The sequence below is a fragment of the Buttiauxella gaviniae ATCC 51604 genome (assembly GCF_001654835.1).
GTDB lineage: Bacteria > Pseudomonadota > Gammaproteobacteria > Enterobacterales > Enterobacteriaceae > Buttiauxella > Buttiauxella gaviniae.
On the sequence record NZ_LXEP01000003.1, the window covers coordinates 203,866 to 215,383 of the forward strand.

12 protein-coding genes are annotated in these 11,518 nt (G+C 49.0%); 9 read left to right on the forward strand and 3 right to left on the reverse strand.

The features are described 5' to 3' along the window. The first annotated feature begins 33 nt into the window (after nucleotides 1-33). From nemA to rnt, 3 genes are all read left to right on the forward strand, one after another. Nucleotides 34-1,131 (forward strand): alkene reductase, encoded by a 1,098-nt coding sequence (nemA, locus tag M977_RS01405; RefSeq protein ID WP_064511762.1) that lies wholly within the window; start codon nucleotides 34-36, stop codon nucleotides 1,129-1,131. Nucleotides 1,132-1,269: 138 nt separating this feature from the next. Continuing rightward, nucleotides 1,270-1,677, forward strand: coding sequence for a lactoylglutathione lyase (gloA, locus tag M977_RS01410; protein WP_064511763.1), 408 nt, complete (start codon nucleotides 1,270-1,272; stop codon nucleotides 1,675-1,677). A 93-nt stretch (nucleotides 1,678-1,770) separates the two neighbouring features. After that, a complete protein-coding gene (gene rnt, locus M977_RS01415) occupies nucleotides 1,771-2,430 on the forward strand; it encodes a ribonuclease T (protein ID WP_064511764.1) in 660 nt (219 codons plus the stop codon). A gap of 59 nt (nucleotides 2,431-2,489) precedes the next feature. Here the strand turns inward: rnt and M977_RS01420 are convergent, their stop codons facing one another. Further along, entirely contained in the window at nucleotides 2,490-2,834 is a 345-nt protein-coding gene (locus M977_RS01420; RefSeq protein WP_064511765.1) for a Grx4 family monothiol glutaredoxin, read from the reverse strand. Nucleotides 2,835-3,196: 362 nt separating this feature from the next. Between M977_RS01420 and M977_RS01425 the strand changes: the two genes are divergently transcribed. Next, nucleotides 3,197-4,045: a C40 family peptidase gene (locus M977_RS01425; protein WP_064511766.1), complete on the forward strand. Its 849-nt coding sequence runs from the start codon at nucleotides 3,197-3,199 to the stop codon at nucleotides 4,043-4,045. Nucleotides 4,046-4,237: 192 nt separating this feature from the next. Continuing rightward, nucleotides 4,238-4,819 (forward strand): superoxide dismutase [Fe], encoded by a 582-nt coding sequence (gene sodB, locus M977_RS01430; protein WP_064511767.1) that lies wholly within the window; start codon nucleotides 4,238-4,240, stop codon nucleotides 4,817-4,819. Between the two features lie 52 nt (nucleotides 4,820-4,871). Here the strand turns inward: sodB and cydH are convergent, their stop codons facing one another. After that, nucleotides 4,872-4,961: a cytochrome bd-I oxidase subunit CydH gene (gene cydH / locus M977_RS25130; RefSeq protein WP_034455366.1), complete on the reverse strand. Its 90-nt coding sequence runs from the start codon at nucleotides 4,959-4,961 to the stop codon at nucleotides 4,872-4,874. Nucleotides 4,962-5,256: 295 nt separating this feature from the next. On the opposite strand from cydH, the gene purR reads away from it, so the two are divergent. Then, entirely contained in the window at nucleotides 5,257-6,282 is a 1,026-nt protein-coding gene (gene purR, locus M977_RS01435) for an HTH-type transcriptional repressor PurR (RefSeq protein ID WP_064511768.1), read from the forward strand. Nucleotides 6,283-6,302: 20 nt separating this feature from the next. On the opposite strand, the gene punR is transcribed toward purR, so the two are convergent. Then, entirely contained in the window at nucleotides 6,303-7,214 is a 912-nt protein-coding gene (gene punR, locus M977_RS01440) for a DNA-binding transcriptional activator PunR (protein WP_064511769.1), read from the reverse strand. Nucleotides 7,215-7,329: 115 nt separating this feature from the next. Between punR and punC the strand changes: the two genes are divergently transcribed. The 3 genes from punC (at nucleotide 7,330) to M977_RS01455 (ending at nucleotide 11,497) form a co-directional block, all read left to right on the forward strand. Then, nucleotides 7,330-8,523: a purine nucleoside transporter PunC gene (gene punC, locus M977_RS01445; protein WP_064511770.1), complete on the forward strand. Its 1,194-nt coding sequence runs from the start codon at nucleotides 7,330-7,332 to the stop codon at nucleotides 8,521-8,523. A gap of 298 nt (nucleotides 8,524-8,821) precedes the next feature. Beyond that, nucleotides 8,822-9,970, forward strand: coding sequence for a cyclopropane fatty acyl phospholipid synthase (cfa, locus tag M977_RS01450; protein WP_064511771.1), 1,149 nt, complete (start codon nucleotides 8,822-8,824; stop codon nucleotides 9,968-9,970). 207 nt (nucleotides 9,971-10,177) lie between these two features. Beyond that, complete coding sequence (locus M977_RS01455; protein WP_064511772.1) at nucleotides 10,178-11,497, forward strand: PTS sugar transporter subunit IIC; 1,320 nt, start codon at nucleotides 10,178-10,180, stop codon at nucleotides 11,495-11,497. Nucleotides 11,498-11,518: the final 21 nt, after the last annotated feature.

Sequence of the window (11,518 nt, forward strand, 5' to 3'; positions counted from 1 at the left end):
CACTAGACGACCGGTCTATTAGAGGTGTTTTATATGTCAGCAGATAAATTATTCACTCCACTGAAAGTCGGCGCGATTACCACGCCTAACCGTATCTTTATGGCGCCATTAACCCGCCTGCGTAGCATTGTACCTGGCGATATTCCAACGCCATTGATGGGTGAGTATTACCGTCAGCGTGCAAGTTCTGGGTTAATTATCAGCGAAGCAACGCAAATTTCGGCGCAAGCTAAAGGTTATGAAGGCGCTCCAGGTTTGCATAGCGATCAGCAAATCGCAGCATGGAAGAAAATTACCGCAGGCGTTCACGCCGTGGACGGTCGTATAGCGGTACAACTGTGGCATACCGGCCGTATTTCTCACACCAGTATTCAGCCAGGCCAGCAGGCACCGGTTGCGCCATCTGCAATTTCTGCCGGAACGCGCACCTCATTACGTGATGAAAATGGCCATGCCATTCGCGTCGACACCTCAATGCCACGTGCTCTTGAGCTTAATGAAATCCCTGGTATTGTGAATGACTTCCGCCAGGCTGTAGGTAATGCACGCGATGCTGGCTTTGATATGGTCGAATTACACTCTGCACACGGTTACCTGCTGCACCAGTTCCTGTCACCAACATCCAACCATCGTACTGATGAATACGGTGGCAGCCGCGAAAACCGCGCACGTCTGGTATTAGAAGTGGTTGATGCTGCAAGTAAAGAGTGGAGTGCCGATCGCATTGGCATTCGTGTCTCGCCAATTGGCTCTTTCCAGAATGTCGATAACGGCCCGGATGAAGAAGCCGATGCACTGTATCTGATTGAAGAATTGAACAAGCGTGGCATTGCCTATCTGCACATGTCTGAACCAGACTGGGCTGGCGGTCAACCTTATACCGAAGAATTCCGTCAGAAAGTACGTGAGCGCTTTAACGGTGTGATCATCGGTGCCGGTGCTTACACGCCAGAAAAAGCCGAAACATTAATCGAGAAAGGCCTAATCGACGCAGTAGCCTTTGGCCGTGACTATATCGCTAACCCGGATTTGGTTGAACGCCTGCATCACAATGCAGAACTCAACGCCCAGCGCCCTGAAACCTTCTATGGTGGTGGCGCAGAAGGTTATACCGATTACCCGACTTTATAGACCCCTCTCATTGATAGCGGCGCTAGTTCGCCGCTATACTTACCTTACATTTAGAAATTAACCCTTTAATTTTAGCCAAATAATTCGGGTTGTAGGTAGGTTGTACAACTTGAAGAATGATGAGGAAAAGAGGATTTTATGCGCTTACTTCACACCATGCTACGTGTCGGCGATCTGCAACGCTCCATCGAATTTTACACTAACGTGCTGGGCATGACTCTGCTGCGTACCAGTGAAAACCCTGAATACAAATACTCTCTGGCGTTCGTTGGTTATGGCCCGGAAACCGAAGAAGCGGTTATCGAACTGACCTATAACTGGGGCACCGATAGCTACGATTTAGGCAATGCTTATGGTCACATCGCGCTGAGCGTTGATGATGCGGCTGAAGCCTGTGAACGTATTCGTAAAAACGGCGGCAATGTCACCCGTGAAGCTGGCCCGGTAAAAGGCGGCTCCACCGTTATCGCTTTTGTTGAAGATCCTGACGGCTACAAAATTGAGCTGATCGAAAGCAAAGACGCAGGTAAAGGCTTGGGTAATTAATATCCTGTTACGGGTGCTCTCTGCGCCCGTTAGCTTCCCTTGTTAAAATTTGCCATAATACGCGCTGCTTTTTCCCCGTATTAAGAGATCCTGATGTCTGACAACACGCAACTGCATAGCCTGTGCGACCGTTTTCGTGGTTTTTATCCGGTAGTAATTGATGTTGAAACCGCCGGGTTTAATGCTAAAACCGATGCTTTACTTGAAGTCGCAGCCATCACGTTAAAGATGGATCAAGACGGCTGGTTATCGATTGACGAAACCCTGCATTTCCATGTTGAACCTTTTGAAGGCGCAATTCTTCAACCTGAAGCGCTGGCCTTTAATGGTATCGACCCGCATAACCCGTTGCGTGGTGCAGTGAGTGAATATGACGCGCTGCACGCCATTTTTAAAATGGTGCGCAAAGGCATTAAAGACAGCGGTTGTAACCGCGCGATCATGGTCGCGCATAATGCGACATTCGATCACAGCTTTATGATGGCAGCGGCAGAACGTGCTTCTTTAAAACGTAACCCGTTCCATCCATTTGTGACCTTTGACACTGCTGCACTTAGCGGGTTGGCTCTCGGCCAGACGGTACTCGCTAAAGCGTGTATTGCCGCTGGTATGCCATTTGACAGCAGCCAGGCGCACTCGGCTCTATATGATACTGAGCAAACCGCCGAGCTTTTTTGCGAAATCGTTAACCGTTGGAAACGACTCGGTGGCTGGCCTCTCCCCTTACCGGCTGAGCCAGAATCCGAAGCATAAAAAAAGCGACCTTAACAGGTCGCTTTTTATTTCACTCCAGGTCTGACTCCAGTTGCAAATTACTCTGCGTCTGGCTCTTCAGATTTATGCTTGGCAGCAGATTCTTTAATCAGTGCCTGCAACTCGCCACGCTGATACATCTCAATAATGATGTCGCAGCCGCCAACCAATTCACCATCAACCCACAGCTGCGGGAAAGTAGGCCAGTTAGCGTATTTTGGCAGCTCAGCACGGATGTCTGGATTCTGTAAAATATCAACGTACGCGAAACGCTCACCACAAGCGGATAGCGCCTGCACAGCCTGGGCGGAGAAGCCACAGCTAGGCAGTTTCGGAGAACCTTTCATATAAAGAAGAATTGGGTTCTCAGTAATCTGTTGTTGGATTTTTTCAATAGTGCTCATTGCTTGCTTCCTCAAACCAAGTGCTGGCATTAGTCTGCCATTGTAGCGATTGACGCCCTCTCCAGAAAACACCATTTTTTATAGGGCTTTTCTGTCATACGCGATGGAGGGACAACATGTATCAAGAATAACACTTTTCCCGCCACTGAAAATCAGCAAATGACCCTAAGCCTGATCAATAAATAGCCTTGCAACCATTAGTTTGGTTAATTTTTTTGCGTCCGGTAACGAAACAGCAAGACGAATAGTAAAAGGTTATTAACTTTATCGTGCTTAATAGATTAGAATCGGCGGGTTTCGCAAAATCATACACGGGCATGATGGTTTTTCTCATGCATTCATTTTCACCAGGGGATTGTCGAGTGGCGCGGATAACAAAAATTTCTATCACGCTCTGTGCTCTGCTATTTACCTTGCCGTATACACCATTGACGCATGCGTCTGAGCACGCTCGTCCCGTGGCTGCGCAAAAAGCGCACGTTGTTAAAAGCACAACGAAGAGCACAGAAAAAAGCAGTAAGAGTAAAACCACTACCACCAGCAAAAAAAGCACCACCTCAGTCAAAACAGCCAGCAAGAAAAAAGAAACAACTGCCGCAAAAAGTAAAACCGCCCAAAATGCCAGCAGCGCTAAAACAAAGAATCTTGCAAAAAACTCCCGCAATAAAACCTCTAAGCTCGCAAAAGTCCAGCCTGTTACTTTCACCGAAAAATGCAGCAAGCCGCGTAAAGGCCATAAAGCGCATTGTGTAAAAGTTAAATCAGAGCAGCCAACGACGATTGCTGCGGCGCATAAAGTCCGTGTGCAAAAAGCACAAAAAACGGCAATGAACAAATTGATGGGCCAGATAGGCAAACCGTATCGTTGGGGTGGCACCTCGCCGGTTACCGGTTTCGATTGCAGCGGTCTGGTTTACTACGCATACAAAGATTTAGTGAAGTTCCGTATTCCTCGTACCGCTAACGAGATGTATCACCTGCGTGATGCCTCATCTGTAGATCGTGGGGAGCTTGAAACTGGTGATTTGGTCTTCTTCCGCACCCAAGGTCGGGGCACCGCTGACCATGTTGGCGTGTACGTGGGCAACGGTAAATTTATTCAGTCACCGCGTACCGGACAAGATATCCAGATAACCTCACTAAGCGAAGACTACTGGCAGCGCCACTATGTCGGTGCCAAACGGGTTATGACCCCTAAAACAATTCGTTAAACTCTATTTATCGAAAACCTGCGCCTGCCCTTCCCTGGGCAGGTGAGTTCCCTCTTTTGCTTATCCTTTCAATTTGTTACCCTAAACCCGCACTAAAAGTGATGTTTAACAATAGATACCCAAAATAATTCGAGTTGCATCGCAGCCAACAAAGATGCAGCTCGAAGTATGAAGGGTAATAAGGAGTCAGCAATGTCGTTCGAACTACCTGCACTACCATATGCAAAAGATGCTTTAGCACCGCATATCTCCGCCGAAACTCTGGAATACCATTACGGTAAACACCATCAAACCTATGTCACTAACCTGAACAATCTGGTTAAGGGCACTGCGTTTGAAGGTAAAAATCTCGAAGAGATCGTTCGTACTTCCGAAGGCGGCGTGTTTAACAACGCAGCACAGGTTTGGAACCACACCTTCTACTGGAATTGCCTGGCACCAAATGCTGGCGGTGAACCAACTGGAGAGCTTCTGGAAGCCATTAATAAGTCGTTTGGTAGCTTTGCTGAGTTTAAACAGCAGTTCACTGATGCAGCTATTAAAAACTTTGGCGCTGGCTGGACCTGGCTTGTCAAACAAGAAGATGGCGCTCTGGCGATTGTCTCTACCTCAAACGCGGGTACCCCACTAACAACAGCGGCAACACCGTTATTGACTGTGGATGTGTGGGAACATGCGTACTACATCGACTACCGCAATGCTCGTGCTGGCTATCTTGAGCATTTCTGGGCGTTGGTGAACTGGGAGTTTGTTGCTAAGAATCTGGCAGCATAAAACCTAAAAGATATGGGCCGCGATTGCGGCCCATTTTAATCAGAGCGATGTATCAGTGCAGTACGGCGGTTAACGCGCCACACACAATCAGTGCCAAAACAACAACCGTGGTCATGATTGAAAATTTCAGATCGGTACTCATTAGCAAACTCCTTTTATTACCCTACAATCGGTGTGTCGGCTTGATTTTCCCACAATCAGACATAAAAATCCCCCTGGTTTTAACCTGATATCGCTTTTCCCTCTTTCACTTTTCTCCTGGATAGGCCAAAATCCCACGCTAATTTATTGCGTACCATCTACTCAACGCCCTCCTCCCGTTTTATGTCGCAATCCCGGCATACCTGCAACCTTAACGTTGCCTCAGGAGTTGGCGTACGCAAACGTTTAACACATTGGTTATCAGGGGTTTACGATATGGCCCGGAGTGAAATTTAATGGCGACAATCAAGGACGTAGCGAAGCTCGCAAACGTTTCCACCACAACCGTATCACATGTGATTAACAAGACCCGTTTTGTGGCGGAAGAAACACGTAACGCGGTCTGGGCGGCAATCAAACAATTGCACTATTCGCCGAGCGCCGTCGCGCGTAGCTTGAAAGTTAATCACACCAAAACGATTGGTTTGCTAGCCACTTCTAGCGAAGCACCCTATTTTGCCGAGATAATCGAAGCTGTCGAAAATAGCTGCTTTGAAAAAGGCTACACCCTGATTTTGGGTAATGCGCACAATAATTTCGAAAAACAGCGCGCCTATTTATCCATGATGGCGCAAAAGCGCGTCGATGGGCTGCTGGTGATGTGCTCTGAATATCCGGAATCATTACTGACTATGCTTGAAGAGTATCGTCACATCCCAATGGTTGTGATGGACTGGGGCGAAGCCCGCGCAGATTTCACCGACTCCGTTGTCGATAATGCCTTCCACGGTGGCTATCTGGCTGGACGTTATTTGATTGAACGTGGTCACCGCGAAATTGGTGCAATCCCTGGCCAAATGGAGCGTAATACCGGTGGCGGCCGCCATGCTGGTTTTATGAAGGCGCTGGAAGAAGCTGGGATCGCTATTCCTGAGAACTGGATTGTGCAAGGTGACTTTGAACCTGAGTCAGGCTACCGCGCCATGCAGCAGATTATCGGTCAGTCTCAGCGCCCTACCGCAGTATTCTGCGGCGGCGACATTATGGCGATGGGCGCAATTTGTGCTGCTGATGAAATGGGTTTACGCGTACCGCAGGATATTTCCATTATCGGCTATGACAACGTGCGTAACGCTCGTTATTTCACACCGGCATTGACCACCATTCACCAGCCGAAGGACTCGCTGGGTGAAACAGCTTTCAATATGCTGCTGGATAGAATCGTCAATAAACGCGAAGAGTCGCAATCAATTGAAGTACATCCGCGCCTGATTGAACGCCGTTCAGTGGCAGATGGCCCATTCCGCGATTACCGCCGCTAAAAACAGTCAAAGGAGCCTGCCTAAGCAGGCTCCTGCAACCACTCCTGATTCATCGTCTCACTATCCCCTAAATACTCCAGCAGCCAGGCCAAAGCTGGCGAAGCATCATTTTGCCGCCATGTCAGGCAACATGCCGCGTCCGGGAACGGGTTATCGAGCGTCAGCTCACTCCACTGCCCTGAAGCCAACCACGGCTTTGCTATATGCAATGGCACCATACCAATACATAAACCCGCGCTAAGACAATCAGAGCCAGATTCCCAGTCTGGAACCACAACTCGACGCTGGTTATCCAAAAGCCAGGTAATACGCTTCGGTAGCGAACGGGAGGTATCTTCCAGTACTAACGACGGCCAGGCTCGCAGATCATCATCACTTAAGGTTCCGCCCTGCTGTGCCAGTGGGTGATTTGATGACACCACACAGCGCCAACTCAACGTCCCCATATCGCGGAACGCATAACGCCCCCCGACAGGAATAGCTTGTGTCGCACCAATCGCGACTTCAACTCGCCCATCAGCCAGCGCATCCCACACGCCGTTAAACACTTCCTGGAATATACGCAGTTCGATATCCGGAAAATGACGATAAAAATCCAACACCAACTGACGCGTTCGTTCAGGTTTAACGATGTTATCAACTGCGATAGCCAGGTGCCCGCGCCATCCATTTGCGATCTGTTGACACTGCTGCCGTGTCGTCATCATTTTTTTGATAACAGAGCGGCCTTCTTTCAGGAAAAAGACACCAGCGGGGGTTAATTCAACATCCCGATGGCGACGTTCGAATAACGGAACCGCTAACCAATCTTCAAGTTGCCGTACCGTATAGCTGATAGCTGACGGAACGCGGTGCAGCTCTTGTGCTGCACCACTGAAGCTGCCATTGCGCGCTACCGCATCTATCACTTCCAGCGAATATTCTGACCACATTTCTCTGCTCACAAAATTTTTGAACGCAACCTACAAATATTAGCGTTTCACAAGCCTATTTGCACTCCGTACACTCTCGCGGCGATCAACCTGCAAGATAAAACAAGAGAAAATTATGCAACCATCAAAAGGATTTCTTATCTGGCTGGCTGGATTAAGTGTTCTGGGCTTCCTTGCCACAGACATGTATCTGCCTGCTTTCGCTGCCATTCAGCAAGATTTACAGACCGATGCCTCCGCCGTCAGTGCGAGCCTGAGCCTGTTCCTTGCGGGCTTTGCGTTTGCCCAGTTAATGTGGGGGCCGCTGTCAGACCATTTCGGACGTAAACCAGTTTTGCTGGCCGGTCTGAGTCTGTTCGCCGTCGGTTGTATTGGAATGTTGTGGGTAGAAAGTGCCACCGCTCTGCTGGTGTTGCGCTTCGTTCAGGCCGTTGGTGTTTGTTCTGCCGCGGTAAGCTGGCAGGCACTGGTGACCGATTACTACCCGGCAAACCGCGCAAATCGTATTTTTGCAACGATTATGCCGCTGGTTGGTCTGTCTCCTGCACTGGCTCCACTTTTGGGTAGCTGGATTTTGACCCACTTTGACTGGCAGGCGATTTTCGCCACACTGTTTGCCATCACGCTGGTGCTGATGATCCCAACTCTGCGTCTGAAACCACGTACCCAGCATCACCCGCAAACAGAAGACAATAAAGTCAGCTTTATGTCGTTGCTGCGCTCTCGTGTTTATAGCGGCAACGTGTTGATTTACGCAGCTTGCTCTGCCAGCTTCTTTGCCTGGCTGACCGGTTCTCCGTTTATTCTGAACGATATGGGTTACAGCCCGGCGGCAATTGGCCTGAGCTATGTGCCGCAAACTATCGCCTTCCTGATTGGTGGTTATAGCTGCCGTAGCGCACTGCAAAAATGGCAAGGCAAGCAAATGCTGCCGTGGTTGCTGGCGTTATATACGTTGAGTGTGTTCGGCACCTGGGCGGTATCGATAAGTGGACACGCGAACCTGACTATGCTGCTCATCCCATTCTGTATCATGGCGATTGCCAACGGTGCGATTTACCCAATCGTGGTCGCTTCCGCACTGTTGCCGTTCCCGCAAGCCACGGGTAAAGCCGCTGCGCTGCAAAACACGCTGCAATTGGGCCTGTGCTTCCTGGCAAGTTTGATGGTGTCGTGGTTGGTCGCTACACCACTGCTGACAACCACCAGTGTCATGCTGGTAACAATTGCTCTGGCCATGCTGGGTTATTTGCTTCAGCGCCGTAAAAATGCCGAAGTCTGGCAACCGGCTGAATCGGATGCACATTAAGATTAAAATTGCTCGGCTCAAATATAGTTAGCTTGCTAATAACATGTGATTGAATCACCGCTTAAGCGAGCCTATACTCATAAACGGCTCAACAAATTACACCATAATAATCACATAAAAACGGGAGCCTCTTGGCTCCCGTTTTTGTTTTACAGCTGTTTTTTTGGGGCCCCCGGCCCCCCTTTCTCTGTTCTACGTCGGATATCAGGCACACGGAATTTTCCGTGACATTTCTCACATGCCCAAAATAGCGTCTACGCTGTTTTAAGGTTCCTCTCACATTGGTGATGGAGAAGCTATGAGTTCATCGTGTATAGAAGAAGTCAGAATAAGAAATAACCCGTGGTATCGGATTGTGAACGATATGCTCACGCGGGCAGGGGTAGAAATTAATGGCCCACGCCCCTTCGATATACAGGTTAAGCATCCCGATTTTTTTAAGCGTGTTCTGCAAGAGGGTACACTGGGTCTTGGTGAAAGCTATATGGACGGCTGGTGGGACTGCGAACGACTGGATATTTTTTTCCATAACGCCATTCGCGCCGGACTTGAGCGGCAACTCCCTCACCATTTAAAAGACACGCTACGTGTAGCCGCTGCGCGCTTAGTTAATCTGCAATCCAAAAAACGCGCGTGGATAGTTGGTAAAGAGCATTATGATCTGGGCAATGACTTATTTAGCCGCATGCTTGATGAACATATGCAATATTCCTGCGGTTATTGGAAAGACGCTACCACGCTAAGTGATGCACAAAACGCCAAGCTTAAAATGATCTGCGATAAGCTACATCTTGAGCCAGGAATGACGCTACTTGATATCGGTTGCGGCTGGGGCGGGCTGGCAGAATTTGCTGCCCGGAATTACGGCGTGGCCGTTCATGGTGTAACCATCTCCGCCGAACAACAAAAAATGGCGCAAGAGCGTTGTAGCGGGCTTAACGTTAATATTGCGCTGCAAGATTATCGCGAACTGGATATGCAATTTGACCGCATTGTTTCTGTCGGCATGTTCGAACATGTTGGGCCGAAAAACTATGCCACCTATTTTGATGTTGCCGACCGCAACCTAAAACCTGACGGTATTTTCCTGCTGCATACCATTGGCTCGAATAAAACCTTTAACGGTGTTGACCCATGGATAGACAAGTACATTTTCCCTAATGGCTGCCTGCCATCGGTGCGCCAGATTGCCGATGCCAGCGAAGGTCATTTTGTGATGGAAGATTGGCACAATTTTGGCGCCGACTATGACAAAACATTGATGGCCTGGCATGAACGCTTCAATAACTTTTGGCCGGAAATTGCAGATAACTATTCAGAACGATTCAAACGCATGTTTAGTTATTATCTGAATGCTTGTGCCGGTGCCTTCCGTGCACGTGATATCCAGCTCTGGCAAGTCGTCTTCACTCGTGGCGTCGAAAACGGTTTACGGGTTCCACACTGATTTCCACCCCGGCTCCGCCGGGGTAAATTCAATCCTTGCAAACATGTAGCATTTTCTTAACAAAATGTGAGTCCCTTCACGTTTCCTGCGCTCCTTTGTTCACGAGTTTGATCCCGTTAACACTTATCTCTTTATTCATTGGAAACCGGTTTCCATGTTGTTTCACAATCAGTCCACTTTCCAAAAAAAAATAGCAAGGATACCGCCATGAGCATGTACCAAAAAATGGTCAATGTGATTGAGCAAAAAGTCACGCCAATGGCAGGAGCAATGGGCTCTCAGCGCCATGTCATCGCCATTCGCGACGGTTTTATCTCCGCCCTTCCGTTTATGATCATCGGTTCTTTCTTGTTAGTGTTTATCTTCCCGCCATTCTCGCCAGACAGCAGTTGGACTTTTGCGCGATCATGGCTGAATTTCTCTCTCACCTACCGTGAACAGTTAATGCTGCCGTTTAACCTCAGCATGGGCGTGATGACGTTCTTTATTTCCGTCGGCATTGGCGCAAGCCTCGGGAAGCACTATAAGCTCGACCCGATAATGACCGGCTTACTGGCGTTTATGGCCTTTTTACTGGTCGCCGCACCGTATAAAGACGGGCAGATTTCAACGCAGTACTTCTCTGGCCAGGGCATTTTCACCGCGCTGATCACAGCGATTTACGCCAGCGAAATGTACGCGTTATTAAAACGCCACAACATCACCATCCGTTTGCCGAAAGAAGTGCCGACAGGCGTTGCGCGCTCATTTGAAATTCTGATTCCGGTTGTGGTGATTGTTGCCACCCTGCACCCGCTGAATTTATTTATTGAGTCCACCACAGGGATGATTATTCCCGAAGCGATTATGCATCTGCTGGCGCCGTTAGTATCCGCATCCGACTCGCTGCCTGCGATTTTGATTTCCGTCTTTATTTGCCAGATTTTGTGGTTTGCCGGTATTCATGGTGCGCTTATCGTCACCGGGATCATGAACCCGTTCTGGATGGCTAACCTTTCCGCTAACCAGACGGCACTTGCGGCGGGAAATGTTCTGCCACATATCTATCTGCAAGGTTTCTGGGACCACTATTTGCTGATTGGCGGTGTTGGGTCAACGCTGCCACTAGCATTCTTGCTGTTACGTAGCCGTGCGATTCACCTGCGCACCATCGGCAAAATGGGCGTGGTGCCTAGCTTCTTTAACATCAACGAACCAATTTTGTTCGGCACACCAATCATCATGAACCCGATGTTCTTCTTACCGTTTACTTTGGTACCAATGATTAACGCAACGCTTGCATATATCGCCACAAAATTAGGTTGGGTTGCACAGGTTGTCTCGCTGACGCCGTGGACCACGCCGGCACCTATTGGCGCTTCATGGGCTGCAAACTGGGCGGTAAGTCCCGTAATCATGTGCCTGATTTGTATGGTCATGTCGGCTGTGATGTATTACCCATTCCTGAAGGCTTACGAACGCACCCTGCTGAAACAGGATGAAGAACGTAATACGCAGGAAAATGACAGTCCGATTACAGCAAACTGATATTTTTTATTGCCTGCCCGG

Excerpts from the sequence above, each read along its gene's own strand:
- nemA (WP_064511762.1), top strand. The coding sequence starts at position 34 with ATGTCAGCAGATAAATTATTCACTCCACTGAAAGTCGGCGCGATTACC.
- gloA (WP_064511763.1), top strand. The coding sequence starts at position 1,270 with ATGCGCTTACTTCACACCATGCTACGTGTCGGCGATCTGCAACGCTCC.
- rnt (WP_064511764.1), top strand. The coding sequence starts at position 1,771 with ATGTCTGACAACACGCAACTGCATAGCCTGTGCGACCGTTTTCGTGGT.
- M977_RS01420 (WP_064511765.1), bottom strand. The coding sequence starts at position 2,834 with ATGAGCACTATTGAAAAAATCCAACAACAGATTACTGAGAACCCAATT.
- sodB (WP_064511767.1), top strand. The coding sequence starts at position 4,238 with ATGTCGTTCGAACTACCTGCACTACCATATGCAAAAGATGCTTTAGCA.
- cydH (WP_034455366.1), bottom strand. The coding sequence starts at position 4,961 with ATGAGTACCGATCTGAAATTTTCAATCATGACCACGGTTGTTGTTTTG.
- purR (WP_064511768.1), top strand. The coding sequence starts at position 5,257 with ATGGCGACAATCAAGGACGTAGCGAAGCTCGCAAACGTTTCCACCACA.
- punR (WP_064511769.1), bottom strand. The coding sequence starts at position 7,214 with ATGTGGTCAGAATATTCGCTGGAAGTGATAGATGCGGTAGCGCGCAAT.
- punC (WP_064511770.1), top strand. The coding sequence starts at position 7,330 with ATGCAACCATCAAAAGGATTTCTTATCTGGCTGGCTGGATTAAGTGTT.
- cfa (WP_064511771.1), top strand. The coding sequence starts at position 8,822 with ATGAGTTCATCGTGTATAGAAGAAGTCAGAATAAGAAATAACCCGTGG.
- M977_RS01455 (WP_064511772.1), top strand. The coding sequence starts at position 10,178 with ATGAGCATGTACCAAAAAATGGTCAATGTGATTGAGCAAAAAGTCACG.